This window comes from Pseudomonas lundensis (genome assembly GCF_001042985.1).
GTDB classification, from domain to species: domain Bacteria; phylum Pseudomonadota; class Gammaproteobacteria; order Pseudomonadales; family Pseudomonadaceae; genus Aquipseudomonas; species Aquipseudomonas lundensis.
Genome location: NZ_JYKY01000026.1, coordinates 31,959 through 45,856 on the forward strand (window position 1 = coordinate 31,959; position 13,898 = coordinate 45,856).

16 protein-coding genes are annotated in these 13,898 nt (G+C 60.8%); 15 read left to right on the forward strand and 1 reads right to left on the reverse strand.

The window, feature by feature from the left end:
- The first annotated feature begins 47 nt into the window (after window positions 1-47).
- Entirely contained in the window at window positions 48-998 is a 951-nt protein-coding gene (locus TU74_RS18245) for a siderophore-interacting protein (protein ID WP_048377270.1), read from the forward strand.
- Between the two features lie 126 nt (window positions 999-1,124).
- On the opposite strand, the gene TU74_RS18250 is transcribed toward TU74_RS18245, so the two are convergent.
- Entirely contained in the window at window positions 1,125-1,964 is an 840-nt protein-coding gene (locus TU74_RS18250) for a YceK/YidQ family lipoprotein (RefSeq protein ID WP_082149897.1), read from the reverse strand.
- Window positions 1,965-2,236: 272 nt separating this feature from the next.
- Between TU74_RS18250 and TU74_RS18255 the strand changes: the two genes are divergently transcribed.
- From TU74_RS18255 to TU74_RS18320, 14 genes are all read left to right on the forward strand, one after another.
- Complete coding sequence (locus TU74_RS18255; protein ID WP_048377297.1) at window positions 2,237-3,445, forward strand: PepSY-associated TM helix domain-containing protein; 1,209 nt, start codon at window positions 2,237-2,239, stop codon at window positions 3,443-3,445.
- Complete coding sequence (locus TU74_RS18260; RefSeq protein WP_047280368.1) at window positions 3,442-3,984, forward strand: hypothetical protein; 543 nt, start codon at window positions 3,442-3,444, stop codon at window positions 3,982-3,984. The genes TU74_RS18255 and TU74_RS18260 overlap by 4 nt, the downstream gene beginning before the upstream one ends.
- A 35-nt stretch (window positions 3,985-4,019) precedes the next feature.
- Entirely contained in the window at window positions 4,020-4,325 is a 306-nt protein-coding gene (locus tag TU74_RS18265) for a hypothetical protein (protein WP_048377298.1), read from the forward strand.
- Complete coding sequence (locus tag TU74_RS18270; protein WP_048377272.1) at window positions 4,322-4,876, forward strand: DUF6162 family protein; 555 nt, start codon at window positions 4,322-4,324, stop codon at window positions 4,874-4,876. Before TU74_RS18265 ends, TU74_RS18270 begins: the two co-directional genes overlap by 4 nt.
- A 34-nt stretch (window positions 4,877-4,910) precedes the next feature.
- The gene (locus tag TU74_RS18275; protein WP_047280370.1) at window positions 4,911-5,849 is read left to right on the forward strand and encodes a metal ABC transporter substrate-binding protein; all 939 of its coding nucleotides are present in this window, start codon (window positions 4,911-4,913) and stop codon (window positions 5,847-5,849) included.
- On the forward strand, window positions 5,846-6,601 hold the full coding sequence (locus TU74_RS18280; protein WP_048377273.1) for a metal ABC transporter ATP-binding protein: 756 nt from the start codon (window positions 5,846-5,848) through the stop codon (window positions 6,599-6,601). The genes TU74_RS18275 and TU74_RS18280 overlap by 4 nt, the downstream gene beginning before the upstream one ends.
- Window positions 6,598-7,497: a metal ABC transporter permease gene (locus tag TU74_RS18285; RefSeq protein ID WP_047275062.1), complete on the forward strand. Its 900-nt coding sequence runs from the start codon at window positions 6,598-6,600 to the stop codon at window positions 7,495-7,497. The genes TU74_RS18280 and TU74_RS18285 overlap by 4 nt, the downstream gene beginning before the upstream one ends.
- Complete coding sequence (locus TU74_RS18290) at window positions 7,498-8,403, forward strand: metal ABC transporter solute-binding protein, Zn/Mn family (RefSeq protein WP_048377274.1); 906 nt, start codon at window positions 7,498-7,500, stop codon at window positions 8,401-8,403.
- Window positions 8,404-8,556: 153 nt separating this feature from the next.
- On the forward strand, window positions 8,557-8,808 hold the full coding sequence (locus TU74_RS18295) for a DUF1654 domain-containing protein (RefSeq protein ID WP_047275066.1): 252 nt from the start codon (window positions 8,557-8,559) through the stop codon (window positions 8,806-8,808).
- 4 nt (window positions 8,809-8,812) lie between these two features.
- The gene (locus TU74_RS18300) at window positions 8,813-9,502 is read left to right on the forward strand and encodes an endonuclease (RefSeq protein ID WP_048377275.1); all 690 of its coding nucleotides are present in this window, start codon (window positions 8,813-8,815) and stop codon (window positions 9,500-9,502) included.
- A 150-nt stretch (window positions 9,503-9,652) separates the two neighbouring features.
- On the forward strand, window positions 9,653-10,366 hold the full coding sequence (locus tag TU74_RS18305; RefSeq protein WP_048377276.1) for a GntR family transcriptional regulator: 714 nt from the start codon (window positions 9,653-9,655) through the stop codon (window positions 10,364-10,366).
- Window positions 10,363-11,367 carry an ADP-ribosylglycohydrolase family protein gene (locus TU74_RS18310; RefSeq protein WP_048377277.1) on the forward strand — a complete coding sequence of 335 codons (1,005 nt, stop codon included), beginning with the start codon at window positions 10,363-10,365 and terminating at the stop codon, window positions 11,365-11,367. Before TU74_RS18305 ends, TU74_RS18310 begins: the two co-directional genes overlap by 4 nt.
- A gap of 95 nt (window positions 11,368-11,462) precedes the next feature.
- Window positions 11,463-12,926, forward strand: coding sequence for a purine-cytosine permease family protein (locus TU74_RS18315; RefSeq protein WP_048377278.1), 1,464 nt, complete (start codon window positions 11,463-11,465; stop codon window positions 12,924-12,926).
- Window positions 12,919-13,860: a PfkB family carbohydrate kinase gene (locus tag TU74_RS18320; protein ID WP_048377279.1), complete on the forward strand. Its 942-nt coding sequence runs from the start codon at window positions 12,919-12,921 to the stop codon at window positions 13,858-13,860. The genes TU74_RS18315 and TU74_RS18320 overlap by 8 nt, the downstream gene beginning before the upstream one ends.
- Window positions 13,861-13,898 lie beyond the last annotated feature (38 nt).

The window sequence follows — 13,898 nt, forward strand, 5'->3', positions numbered from 1 at the left end:
CACTCACTCGTTATCCAGCATGACTCCCACTGACCGAGGTGCTGTTTATGTCTGCCGCTGCCACGCTGGTGCACACCCTGCGCAAACGCCTGAGCAAACCTGGCGGTTATGAACTGTTCGACATCCACCTCCAGCAGCGCATTGCCCTGAGCCCTTCGCTGATGCGTTTCGTGTTCACCGGCGCAGATGTGGGACTGATGCAAACCCTGGCCCCGGATCAGCGGGTCAAGCTGTTCTTCCCCAGTAACGACGGGACCTTGCCCTGCCTGCCGAAGAGCGGTGACTGGCAGGCAGCGCGGCGCGCCTTGAGCGCTGACAAAATCCCGCCCATGCGCACCTACACCGTTCGCGACCTGCGGCCCGACGCCCACGAGCTGGACATCGACTTCGTCCTGCATGGGGAAACCGGCCCGGCCTCGCGCTGGGCCGTGCACAGCCAGCCGGGCGACCGCCTGCAAATCGTCGCGCCGCAGGCGGCGTATCGAGGCGACCCCGGAGGCTATGAATGGCAGCCGCCCCAAGGGGTGCGGCAGGTGTTGCTGATTGGCGACGAAACCGCGTTACCGGCGCTGGCCGGGATTCTGGAGCAACTGACCGACCACCCCGATGCGCCACGGGTACAAGCCTTTATCGAAGTGCCCGAAGAAGCCGACTGCCTGCCCCTGCTCTGCGGCTTGAATGCCAAGGTCCACTGGTTGCCCCGCGCCAGTCTGGGCAAGCGCCACGGCGAAGGCATGACCCTGGCGGCCCGGGAGCTGGCGAGCTTGCCGCCGGTGAACACGCGCATGGCCAACACGGCGGCCGCTGAAGAGCTGGACCTCAACACCCAGCGCCCCTGGGAGCGCGCCAGCGCCAAACAGGGCGACTTTTATGCCTGGGTTGCCGGTGAGTCCGCTGCGGTGATGGCGATTCGACGGTTTTTAATCAACGAACAAGGGCTGGCACGCCAGCAACTGACATTGATGGGTTACTGGAAACTGGGGCGGTCACTGGAATAATGACTCAGCGTGCAGGCGATTGAACCTAATAAAGTTCAATCGCGCACACTTGATTCGCTTCCCCTGTAAGAACATTCCACAAGTACAGGTTATGAGTCATACATCAACATCGGATTTGCGAAATATTTAACCCTGAACAACCACAACCTTATCAGTCGATGCAGGCACAGGGCATTGGGCGAGAGAGGACTGTTTCTTCAATTTTTTATACAGGGATTGCACGCCAGGCAGTTGTAACGCCTCAGGGTTGTAGTCAGGCACATCAGAACGAACTAACACCAGTTCATTACACGGCATAAAAAAAATAATAATGGACTTGTCCGTTACATCATCAACAGGCGCCAGCTTGGCTTCCTTAATCTTGGTTGTGTTTCGATAGCGCTCACCCTCCGCCCCCTGATACTCCGGACCCAATTTGTGAAAGCTGTAGGTGGTCTCTGAATTGTAGGGATAACGTGAAAACAGTCGTGCCGGATTGATCACCCCGGCCACGGGTTTTACAGGCCCGCCGGGGCTGGGGGCTGACACCGCGCGTGCCGTGTAGCTGTCGGGCTGTTGGAGCGCGGTCACTTTTGTAAAGTCAGTGTTGTTTCGAGGCGCATCATAATACGTCCATATCGCATAATCGAAGTCACCACCGCCGGTTAAATTAATGCTGTACAGCGGGGCCGAATAACCCACGGGACGAGGTGTATCTTTGACCCGCAAACTATTTTTTAGCCAAACATCGAACGGATACAAAACAATATCCACTGCCAAATCCACCGGCATGGAGGCGATTCCCATCATCGGGAGCAACCCGAGTGAACCTATCCAGAAAAAGGGCTCTTTGGCAATTTTCATATCTTCTCGAACCCCGCTAAACCCTCCTGACCGCTCACTCATCAACGTCCCACATCCGGACATCAGCGACATACACACCACCAAAACATATCCCTGTATTTCTTTATGGCGACTGACTTTCATTGCAACTCCTTGCTTCTTCTTTTTATCTGGTTTTTAACGGATCCACATGAATAAATCTATAAATTAACAGGTCGCAATGCCTATATTTTTGCCCATGTCTGTGACTATCAACAAAACTGAATACCCTCTCTGAAATGCCCTACGAAAACGCGCTGTAATAATTCTTTACATCTCAAGGTTCGGGTTTCGGCCTGCTCATCCGTCCTACATGGATAAGCAATCGCTTCTCAATGGCGATTAACACCCGCTCAACCGCGAGTTTGCCGTTACCCATGTCCAAAAAATCCCGTTCCAAGCTCTGGTTTCTGGTGCACAGCTGGCTCACGTTGCCGATCTGGTTCTTCGTGCTGATCGTGTGCGTGACCGGCACCCTGGCCGTGGTGAGCCAGGAAATTGTGTGGCTGGCGACCCCTGAAGCCCGTGCCAGCCAGCCCTCGGACGATGCGCCGCTACTCAGTTATGAACAGGTGCTCACTGCCATTCATCAGGCCGAACCCGCCCTGGCCGTGCAGTCGATCAGCCGACCCGACGAGGCCCACTTCGCGCTGGTGGCCGATGTGGTGTACCCCGACGGGCGCTCACCTTCGCTGTACATCAACCCCTACACCGGCGCCATTCAGGGCGAGAGCCCGAGTTTCAATTTCAAGGCGTTCACCCGCGCCCTGCACGGCTGGTGGCTGGTGCCGTTCACCAATGGTTACAGCTGGGGCTGGTATTTGGTGTCGTTCCTCGGCCTGCCGTTGCTGGGCTCGCTGATTACCGGGCTGGTGGTCTACAAGAAATTCTGGAAAGGCTTTTTCAAACCCAACTTGCGCTTCAAGCACGGCGCGCGAATTTTCTGGGGCGACTTCCATCGCCTGTGCGGGATCTGGTCGATCTGGTTTATCGCGGTGATTTCCATCACCGGCCTGTGGTTCCTGATTCAGGCGTTCATGTTCGATAACCAGATTTCCATTTCAACGGCCGGCAACCCGCCGGTGGTGGCCCGTCAGGACGTGCCGATCATGGCCGACGGCAAACCGGCGCCGCAGATCAGTCTGGACAAGGCCGTGTCGATTGCTGCCGAGAAAATTCCCGGCCTTGAAGCCAGCTTCATCAGCCTGCCGAGTAATGCCTACGGCCATATCGAAGTCGGCGGCCCGGGCTGGTACCCGCTGTTGTTTCAGACCGCCGAGATCAACCCGTACAACGGCCTGATTGAAGGCTCGCGCATGATTGCCGACCGCTCCGGCCTGGAGCTGGTCACCGAGTCGATGCGGCCGCTGCACACCGGCGACTTTGGCGGCATTTGGGTCAAGCTGATCTGGTTCTTCTTCGGCCTGATCCTGAGCATGATGGTGCTCAGCGGTTTGCTGATCTGGACCAAGCGCACCGCACTGGCCACCGCCCACGCCCTCAAGCGCAGCAACACGCCTGCGCGCGCGCCTGCCGCTCAGGCCGCCACAACAACCACCGATAACCACACGCAGGTCAACGCATGAGCAAGGCAACCACGGCGCAGCCCGCCTCGCCCTTGAGCCGCTGGTGGCACCAATGGCGCTTTCACCTGAACATTTTGCTGTTGCTGGTGCCGCTGGGGTTCATGCCCAAGTACTTCGCCGATGCGTCGCTGTTTCGCGGCGACAGCGGTCTGGGCGAACGCGACATCGGCACCCTGCAGGTCGGGCCCTGGAGCCTGCAACTGGCCGAACTGCGCGACGAAGCGCCACGCCCGGACGGGCCTGCGGGCTACATGAAAAACTTTAACGCGGCCTTGTGCGACGCCTGCATCGAACCGGTCAAGGCGGTCTACCTGCGCATCGGCAAACCCCGCAGCCTGCGCACCGCCGGGGTGATTTTCTTCGGCACGCCCTATCGCCTGGGCGCCACCGTTCCCGTGCCGCTGCGCACCCAAGAGAATGCCGAGCTGTGGGTCACCCTTGAAGGTTGGGACGGCTCGGTGCATCAGGCATCCATCCCCCTGAAAACGGCATCACCTGCCACGGTGGCCTGGCTGAAACAACAAGGAGGCAAACCATGAACATGCGACTGTCCAGACTCCCTGCGCGGCGCCTGATGACCGCAGGCTTTGCCGCCTGCATGGTCATGAGCACCCCGGTGCTTGCGCACAACCCGATGTGCGAATGCAAAGAACTAGATGGCGAACAGATCCGCTGCACCGGCGGATTCTCGGACGGCAGTGGCGCGCCGGGTGTCACCCTGGACGTCATCGGTTACGACGAAACCATTCTGGTGCCCGGCAAGTTGGGTCAGGACTCCAGCCTGACGTTCAAAAAACCCAATGGCGAATTTTACGTGCTGTTTGACGCGGGCCCCGGGCACATCGTTGAAATCGACCAAGCCGACATCGAGGCCCCATGAATACGCACGTGGTACGCCCCGCCGGGGCCGGGCATGAAACCCTGTACGCCCTGCTGTTATGCCTGTTGATCCTGAGCGTTGCCGGTTCGGTGGTGGCGTGGCGCCATGAATCGCTGAGCGAAACCCCAGTAGCGGCCCACCAACTGGATGCGCGACGGGACTTGAACGCCGCCGAGCAAGGGATCTACGCCGACCTGCGGGTCACACTCGACGAAATCCAGTGGCTGCGCGAAGACTCGAATGCGCTGGCCGAGCCCTCAGAACTGGCCGCTGAAGGGTTTGCCCCTTTTGCGACCGACGCCAGCTCAATCAGCCGCGGCGGCCACGTGTGGCAGTTGCTGGGCGACCAGGCATACCTGGGCGTGAGCCCCCACCCTGAGGTTGCGGGCTCGTTTTTGTTGCGTATCGGTGCTGAGCCGGATGTCTGGCTCAACCGCAACAGCACGGTCAGCGTACCCGCCGACGTCAGCGATGCGGCCTTGCGCAGCAACGGCTGGCAGCAAGTGATCGCGCAATTCGATGCCGGGGTGACTCGCCAGCATCGGCACTGAACCCACCGCCTGACCTGAGAGAAGCCTGCTCGCCATGTCCATTTCATCTGTTCTGCGTCGCCGCACCCTGTTGCTGGCCGGGCTGATTGCCTGCTGCCTTGCCCCGCTCGCTTCGGCCGACAGCCCAACAGCGCTCGCCAAGCCGTTGCGCATCGGCATCACCTTGCACCCCTATTACAGCTACGTGAGCAACATCGTCGGCGACAAGGCCGAGGTGGTGCCGCTGATTCCCGCCGGTTTTAACCCCCACGCCTACGAACCCCGGGCCGAAGACATCAAACGCATCGGCACGCTGGATGTGATCGTGCTCAACGGCGTGGGCCACGACGACTTCGCTGACCGCATGATCGAAGCCAGCGAAACGCCCGACATCCCGGTGATCGAGGCCAATCAGAACGTGCCGTTGCTGGCCGCCACCGGCAATGCCGCCCGCGGTGCAGGCAAAGTGGTCAACCCTCATACCTTCCTGTCCATCAGCGCCTCGATTGCCCAGGTCAACAACATTGCCCGCGAACTGGGCAAGCTGGACCCGGCCAATGCCAAAACCTACACCGCCAATGCCCGCGCGTATGGCAAACGCCTGCGCCAGATGCGGGCCGATGCGCTGGCCAAATTGACCGAAGCCCCCAATGCCGATTTACGGGTGGCCACTGTGCATGCCGCGTATGACTACCTATTGCGCGAGTTTGGCCTTGAAGTCACGGCCGTGGTCGAACCTGCCCACGGCATCGAGCCCAGCCCGAGCCAGTTGAAAAAGACCATCGACCAATTGCGCGCACTGGACGTAAAGGTGATTTTCTCGGAGATGGACTTCCCTTCCACCTACGTCGACACCATCCAGCGCGAGTCGGGGGTCAAGCTCTATCCGTTGTCACACATTTCCTATGGCGACTACAGCGCTGACAAATACGAAAAAGAAATGACCGGCAACCTCAACACCGTGGTCAAGGCCATACAGGAGGCCGGAGCATGAGCGCTGCCGAACCGCTGGCCACCCTCGCCACCGGCCCCGGGGTTGAGTTCGACCAGGTCTCGCTGACCCTGGGCCAGACGCCGATTCTCGATCACGTCAGTTTCAACATCCGCCCCGGCAGTGTGCATGCGCTGGTCGGCCCGAACGGCGGTGGTAAAAGCTCGCTGATCAAGACCCTGCTGGGGCAGATGCCGCATCAGGGCCGCCTGTGCCTGAACTGGCCGGGCGCAACCGGTCCGATCGGCTACGTGCCGCAGGCGCTGGAATTCGACCGGGGCTTGCCCATGACGGTGGACGACTTCATGGCCGCCATGTGCCAACGGCGACCGGCCTTTCTGGGCCTGTCGCGCAAGGTAGCGCCCGCCATTGGTGAAGCACTGGAGCGGGTCGGCATGCAGGACAAACGCAAGCGCCGCATGGGCGCATTGTCCGGCGGTGAACGCCAGCGTGTGCTACTGGCTCAGGGCCTGATCCCGGCCCCGCAGTTGCTGGTACTGGACGAACCCATGTCCGCGCTGGACGAAGCTGGCGCCCGCGTGTTTGAACGCTTGCTCAAGGACTGGCGTCAGGCGGGCGTGACCGTGGTGTGGATCGAACACGATCTGGCGGCCGTCAAGCGTTTGGCTGAACGAGTCACGGGGCTCAACCGTCGGGTGCTGTTCGACGGTCCACCCGAACAGACTTTGAGCCCCGAACGCCTGCTGAACCTGTTTGCGACTCACCCCACCGGCCACGGGAGCACTGATTCATGAGTTACGAAGCCTTTCGGCTGATGGTTCAAGGCTGGGCCTCGGCGGGTTATCTGCCCGGGGTACTGGCCTACGGTTTTGTGGTCAACGCGTTGCTGGCCGGTCTGTTGATCGGCCCGGTCCTTGGCGGCCTGGGAACGCTGGTGGTGGTCAAGCGCTTTGCGTTTTTCTCCGAAGCGGTGGGCCACGCGGCACTGACGGGGGTCGCCATCGGCATTTTGCTCGGCGAACCCTATACCGGGCCCTATGGCAGCCTGTTCGGCTACTGCCTGCTGTTTGGCGTGTCACTCAATTACCTGCGCAATCGCACCGGTCTGGCACCCGACACACTGATTGGCGTTTTCCTCTCGGTGTCACTGGCGTTGGGCGCCAGCCTGCTGCTGATTCTGGCGGGCAAGATCAACGTTCACATTCTCGAAAACGTGCTCTTTGGCTCCGTCCTCACCGTCAACGGCAACGACTTGCTGGTGCTGGCGATTGTCGGTGCGCTGGTGCTCGGGCTAAGCCTGCCGCTGTACAACCGCATCATGCTGGCCAGTTTCAATCCGCAACTGGCCGCCGTGCGCGGTGTGGCCGTGAAGTCGCTGGATTACCTGTTCGTGATTCTGGTGACGCTGATCACGGTCGCGGCGGTCAAGGTCATCGGTGCCATTCTGGTAGGCGCCCTGCTGGTGATTCCGGCAGCCGCGGCACGGCTGCTGAGCCAGTCGCTGAAGGGTTTCTTCTGGATCTCGGTAGTCATTGCCACGTTCAGCACGTTGTGCGGGATTTTGTTGCCCATCGTGTTCGACCTGCCCATCCCCTCCGGCGCCGCAATCATTCTGGTGGCCGGTATCGCCTTTGCCCTCGCCGCCATCGCGCGCGGTGTGGTCCCCAGCCTGAAAGGGAATATTGGATAAATGCCTACTCTGCGCACACTCACCCTCGCGCTGGCCCTGACCGGCCTGCTCAGCACCCCGCTCATGGCCGCCGACCCAGCGGCACAACCGGTGCGCATTCTGGCCAGCTTACCAATCACCTATGGCCTGGGCCAGTTGTTGCTCAAGGACACTGACGTGACCCTGGAGCGCGCTGCGGCCGCCAATCTCCCAGGCAGCCGCCAAAGCGCTTACTTCAGTGGGCGCGGCGCACCCGCCCTGCACAAACTGGCCGAACACGCCGATGCCGTCATCGGCCTGCGTTCGGTATGGGCCGACGACCCGCTCTACCCCATGGCACGCCGCAGCAACCTGCGCATCGTCGAAATCGATGCCGCACGCCCGGTCGATGGCAGCCTGCCGGGTATCGCCTTGCAACCGGGCGCCCCGCGCGATGGCCTGAACACTCAGCCGTGGCTGGTCAGCAACAACATGGGGCGCATGGCCGACGTTATGGCCGCCGACCTGGTACGCCTGGCCCCCCACGCCAAACCGCAGATCGAAGCCAATCTGGCCGCCCTCAAGCAACGCCTGCTCAAGCTCAGCGCCGACACTGAACAGCAACTGGCCAACGTCGACAACCTGAGCGTGGTGAGTTTGTCCGACCGACTGGATTACCTGGTGGCAGGGTTAAACCTGGAACCGGTGACGGTCGACCACCCATCTGACCAGCCCTGGACACCCGAAGCCCTTGAAGCCCTGACCCGCACCCTGAAAGACAACGACGTGGCGCTGGTGCTGGACCATCGTGCCCCCAGCGACGCGTTAACAGCGGCCGTGGCACAAAGCGGCAGCCAACTGCTGGTGGTCAACGCCGACGGTGCAGATCCGGTGGCGCAACTGCAGGCCACGATCGAAGCAATCATCAAGGCGTTGAACAAGGCGTAACACGGTATCGGGCGGGATGTTGGCGCGGCCGTGTTTGCGTCCCCCTCGAAGCCGGAGGACTCCACCCTCCCAGCCACTGGAATGCACCAAACGGTTGCGAAATGTCGCGCAGTTAAATACTGTATGCACATACAGCTAACCAAGGACCGCATCATGGCTAAAAAAGCAGCGAAAGCACCGACGCCTCCAACACCCTACGAATTGTTCGGGCTTCGCATACAAAAAGAAATCAGTTCTCCCAAGGCACAAAAGGCCAAAATGGCGGTCCTTTTGCGTCAGGAAGGCGATAACCCGGAATTCTGGGAGCGCCTGCTGGAAGAAATCTCCGAAAACGACAACGTCACCGTTGCCCATCGCGATGATGGCGGCGTGAACGTTTTCTGGACTGTGCCTGAGGAAGACTGAGTCAATGAGGGTTTGTTTACTGGCATTTGCCAGCCTCTTCACTGCTTTAAGCGTTCACGCGGCTGCGCCGCAAACCTTTAGTGAAGCGAAAAAGGTTGCCTGGAAACTCTACGCACCTCAATCCACCGAGTTTTACTGTGGCTGCAAATACACAGGTAACCGCGTCAATCTAAAAGCCTGTGGGTATGTGCCGCGCAAAAATGCCAACCGCGCGGCACGCATTGAATGGGAACACATCGTGCCGGCCTGGCAGATTGGCCATCAACGCCAATGCTGGCAAAAAGGAGGACGCAAAAACTGCACCCGCAACGACCCGGTCTACAAAGTGGCCGAGGCCGACCTGCACAACCTGGTGCCGAGCATCGGAGAGGTCAACGGTGACCGCAACAACTTCAGTTTCGGCTGGCTCCCGCAGCAGCCGGGGCAATACGGTTCGTGTTTGACCCAGGTGGACTTCAAGGCAAAGAAGGTCATGCCCCGACCTTCTATCCGGGGGATGATCGCACGCACCTATTTCTACATGAGCAAGCGCTACAATTTGCGCTTGTCCAAACAAGACCGACAGTTATACGAAGCGTGGGATAAAACCTACCCGGTGCAAGCTTGGGAACGCCAGCGTAACCAGGCCGTGGCCTGTGTCATGGGTCGCGGTAATGAGTTCGTCGGCCCGGTTAATCTCAAGGCCTGCGGTTAGAGCAACCCGCAAGCCCGTTACCCCTTGAGTCTTGCTGCCCTGAGGCTCAAGGGGCTTTTCACATCAGCACCGCTGTAACCCTTCCTGCATGCCCTCGATTCAGAGGCCCTTTTATTGCCGAAGTGCCATTATTGAGCTATTACTCTGCACATGATTAGACAAGCTCGATTCAATAAGAAACAACACGTGGTAGATGAACTGGTTCACCGAATAGAAAGCGGACGTTTAGTCGATGGCTTACCCCTGCCCGAAGAAGACAAGTTGGCACAAGAACTGGGTGTCACCCGCCATACGTTGCGTCAGGCCTTGACCGAACTCGAACGTCGCCGTTATATCGCCACCCGTGCCGGGGGCGGCTCTGTCGTGACCTACGACGGCATCACGCTGGATCAAAACAATGGCTGGACCCAGGCGCTGGCTGATACTGGCGCGCGCATCCATACCGAACTGTTGCGTTTTGAAGCCATTGAGCGGCCCGAGCTGCTTCATCAGTTTGGTGTCAGCCAGTTCATTACCCTGGACCGCCGACGCCGTCGCGCCGATGGCACCGCGGTGTCGCTGGAGCGCTCATTGATGCCGGCCACCAACGGCCTTGAAAGCTTGCCACGGGTAGGGCTGATCGACGATTCACTCACCATCACCCTCGCCGCTTATGGCTTTGTCGGTGAGCGTGGCGATCAATGGATCGGTGCCGAACCGTTGACCGTCGACGACGCGCAACTGCTGGGGCGAACCCCCGGCACGGTATTTCTAAAGGCACTGCGCACCACCTATGACCGACAAGGTCGCTTCATGGAGCAGGTCGAAAGCTGGCTGGACCCGCAGCACTTCCGCATGCACCAGTCATTCGGGGCGCCCCTGTGACACAACGTGACCGGGCGCTGGGCGCGTTTTACGGACTGGCACTGGGGGATGCGCTGGGCATGCCCACCCAGTCGTTCAGCCGTGCCGAAATCGCTGCCCGTTTCGGCCGCATCACCACCCTTGAATCGGCGCCCGCCGATCAGCCCGTAGCCCCGAACATGGCAAAGGGCTCAGTCACCGACGACACCGAGCAAGCCATTCTCGTCGCTCAACTGCTGATCGAAAATCAGGGCTGCATCCCCGCCGCTCTGTTGGCACAGCGGCTGATTGACTGGGAGGCCGGGATGCAGGCCAAGGGCTCACAAGACTTGCTGGGGCCCTCCACCAAACGGGCCATCAGCCTGATTTTGGCGGGCCACAGCCCCGAAGAAGCAGGCCGTTATGGCACCACCAACGGTGCGGCCATGCGCATTACGCCCGTCGGCATCGTCAGCGACATCGCGCACCCCGAACGCTTCATACAGGCGGTCGTCCAGTCGTGTCAGGTGACCCACAACACCCGTTTGGGAATCGCCAGCGCTGCCGCCGTCGCGGCCGTGGTGTCCAGCGGGATCAACGGTAAAAAACTCGAACACGCCTTGAATGCCGGCACTGAAATGGCCTACATAGCCGAGCATCACGGCCATTGGGTGGCAGGCGCCCGCATCGGGCCTCGCCTGCGCTGGGCACGCGATGCCAGCGCGCATTGCAACAACGATAACGTCGGGGATCTGCTGTACGACGTGATAGGCACCTCAGTCGCCTCACAAGAATCCGTGGTCGCAGCCTTTGCGCTGGCACAGCGGGTGGCCAGTGGTGAAATGAACAGTTTTGATGCGCTGTGCAGGGCGGCCAGTATTGGCGGCGACACCGACACCATCGCTGCGGTGCTCGGGGCCATGCTGGGCGCCTGTGAGGGGCTCGACACCTGGCCCACGGCACTGATTGAGCAGGTGCGGGACGTCAATCACTTGCAACTCGAACCGCTGGTCGAGGCGTTGTTAACCCTGCGCAACGCTTAGATGCCCCCTCGCAATGGACTGCACACCGGTTTGCGGCCCAATACCGGCGCGACACTTTGCTTAAAAACGCTAAATAAGCATCAGGAGCGACACCCATGAACAATCGCCCCGTCGGCCACAGCGCCGGTCAACTGGAAACCCGTGGCATCGAACCCGTCCCGGAAACGGAGTGCAATGGCAATCCGCTGCAACTGTTTTGGGTCTGGTTTGCCGCCAACATCAGCATTTTAGGGTTGCCTTTGGGCGCCACGCTGGTGGCCTTTCACCACTTGGCGATCTGGCAAGTCATTCTCGTCGCGCTGATCGGCGCCGCAGGCTCGTTCGCCGTGGTCGGGGTCATTTCCATTGCGGGGCGACGCGGCCGCGCGCCAAGCCTGACACTCTCCAGAGCCATTTTCGGCGTGCGCGGCAATATCGGGCCGACACTGGTGTCGCTGATTTCGCGGGTCGGCTGGGAAACCGTGAATACCACCACGGCAGCGTTTGTTTTGCTGGCCCTGAGTGCCATCGTATTTGGCACCCCGACCGACGCTAAAAGCGCCCCGCTCCTGACCCTGCTGTGCATTGCCATTTTTGCCCTGCTCACCTTGTCAGTGTCCGGGCTTGGCCATGCCACGTTACTGGTCATCCAGCGATGGGCCACCTACGTGTTCGGCGCCCTCAACGTACTGGTCGGCGGTTTTCTCTGCGCCACCATCGACTGGCAAGGTGTGTTTGCAGCGCCTTCGGCCCCCATGAGCGCTGTGATTATCGGTATCGGCATCATGGCGGCAGGCACGGGTATCGGCTGGGCGAACGCCGGGGCCGACATGTCGCGCTATCAAAAACGCAGCGTCAGTGGCCCGCAACTGGTGGCATCTGCGGCCTGGGGCGCTGGCATACCGTTGGTGCTGCTCATTACCCTCGGCGGTTTGCTGACCGTGGGCAATCATGAACTGGCTTCGGCCACCGACCCGATTGCCGCCATCCGCAACCTGCTGCCCGCCTGGATGGCCGTGCCCTATTTGCTCAGCGCCTTTGGCGGCCTGTTGCTGTCCAATCACCTGTCGGTGTACTCCGCGGGCCTGACCACCTTGACCCTCGGGGTAAGGATCAAGCGCGTCCAGGCGGTGGTCGTGGATATCGTCGCGATTTTTTGTGGCTCGATTTACTTCATGTTGTACGCAGACAGCTTTTATGGCCCGTTCATTACCTTTATCTCCCTGACGGCCATTCCGATTACCGCGTGGGTCGCCATCTTTGTGGTCGACCTGATCCACCGTCATTACTACAGCGCTCAGGACTTGATGGACGTCAGCCCTTCCAGTGCCTATTGGTACACCGGCGGCATCGAATGGCGGGCCTTGGGTGCCTGGGCCGTGGCGCTGATCCTGGGGTTCTGTTTTACCCGGGTGGGCAGCAGCGAGGCCGACTGGTTTGTCGGCCCGCTGGCAGATGCCTGGCTGGGGCATAACGGAATGGGCTGGGTGGTGACCTTCGTGGTGGCAGGCGGCCTGTATGCCCTGCTGGGCGGCGCGCGTGACCGGCGTCTCAGTGGCACGGAGCCTGTCCATGCCTAGGATGCTGCACACGGGCCAAATCATCATCGACCTGGTGATGGCACTCGATACCCTGCCACCCTCGGGCGGTGATGCGCTGGCCAGCAGCGCCAGCTTCCACGCCGGGGGCGGTTTTAACGTGATGGCCGCCGCCCGGCGTAACGGCCTGCCCGCCCTGTACCTGGGGCGACACGGCCAAGGCCGGTTCGGTGAACTGGCGCGTCAGGCCATGCGCGACGAAGGCATCACCCCGACCCTGCCACCCGATCCGCACACAGACACCGGCCTGTGTGTGGCCCTGACGGAAGCCAGCGCAGAACGCACGTTCATCTCGTACATCGGCGCCGAGGGCGTGCTGAGCGCCGATGATCTGCAACAGGTGCAGGTGGCCCATGACGACTACGTGTATGTCAGCGGTTACAGCCTGCTGCACGCTGGCAAAGCGCAACCCTTGCTGGACTGGCTGCTGGTCTTGCCGGGGGATGTTCACATCAGCCTCGATCCCGGCCCGTTGCTCCACGACATCGCCCCCCACTTGCTGGACGCACTGTTGCCACGCCTGAACCTGTGGACCAGCAATCGCCATGAAGCGCAGGCCCTCACAGGTACGTGCACGCTGGAGGATGCCCTGACGGCGCTGGATGAACGCTTGCCTCGCACCTGCCTGAACGTGGTACGTGATGGCGCGCACGGCTGCCGGGTCAGCGATACCCATGGCCACCACCGCATTGCCGGGTTCAAGGTGCACGCGCTGGACAGCAACGGTGCGGGTGATGCTCACACAGGCGTGTTGCTGGCGGCATTGGCCCATGGCGCTACGCCGGTTGAAGCCGCGCGACGGGCCAACGCCGGGGCGGCCATTGCCGTGACCTGGCGGGGCCCCGCCACGGCGCCTCGTGCAGAGGAGATCGATGGGTTCATGGCACAGCAAAACGCCCGTACTTCCGAGGTGTGAACGCAATTTCTGAATCTCTTCAGGGTTAATTCCCACAA

Bases quoted from the DNA above. Each gene is read 5' to 3' on its own strand.
- TU74_RS18250 (WP_082149897.1), bottom strand. From the start codon at position 1,964: ATGAAAGTCAGTCGCCATAAAGAAATACAGGGATATGTTTTGGTGGTG.
- TU74_RS18270 (WP_048377272.1), top strand. From the start codon at position 4,322: ATGAATACGCACGTGGTACGCCCCGCCGGGGCCGGGCATGAAACCCTG.
- TU74_RS18285 (WP_047275062.1), top strand. From the start codon at position 6,598: ATGAGTTACGAAGCCTTTCGGCTGATGGTTCAAGGCTGGGCCTCGGCG.
- TU74_RS18305 (WP_048377276.1), top strand. From the start codon at position 9,653: ATGATTAGACAAGCTCGATTCAATAAGAAACAACACGTGGTAGATGAA.
- TU74_RS18255 (WP_048377297.1), top strand. From the start codon at position 2,237: ATGTCCAAAAAATCCCGTTCCAAGCTCTGGTTTCTGGTGCACAGCTGG.
- TU74_RS18245 (WP_048377270.1), top strand. From the start codon at position 48: ATGTCTGCCGCTGCCACGCTGGTGCACACCCTGCGCAAACGCCTGAGC.
- TU74_RS18260 (WP_047280368.1), top strand. From the start codon at position 3,442: ATGAGCAAGGCAACCACGGCGCAGCCCGCCTCGCCCTTGAGCCGCTGG.
- TU74_RS18300 (WP_048377275.1), top strand. From the start codon at position 8,813: ATGAGGGTTTGTTTACTGGCATTTGCCAGCCTCTTCACTGCTTTAAGC.
- TU74_RS18295 (WP_047275066.1), top strand. From the start codon at position 8,557: ATGGCTAAAAAAGCAGCGAAAGCACCGACGCCTCCAACACCCTACGAA.
- TU74_RS18320 (WP_048377279.1), top strand. From the start codon at position 12,919: ATGCCTAGGATGCTGCACACGGGCCAAATCATCATCGACCTGGTGATG.
- TU74_RS18290 (WP_048377274.1), top strand. From the start codon at position 7,498: ATGCCTACTCTGCGCACACTCACCCTCGCGCTGGCCCTGACCGGCCTG.
- TU74_RS18280 (WP_048377273.1), top strand. From the start codon at position 5,846: ATGAGCGCTGCCGAACCGCTGGCCACCCTCGCCACCGGCCCCGGGGTT.
- TU74_RS18275 (WP_047280370.1), top strand. From the start codon at position 4,911: ATGTCCATTTCATCTGTTCTGCGTCGCCGCACCCTGTTGCTGGCCGGG.
- TU74_RS18265 (WP_048377298.1), top strand. From the start codon at position 4,020: ATGACCGCAGGCTTTGCCGCCTGCATGGTCATGAGCACCCCGGTGCTT.
- TU74_RS18315 (WP_048377278.1), top strand. From the start codon at position 11,463: ATGAACAATCGCCCCGTCGGCCACAGCGCCGGTCAACTGGAAACCCGT.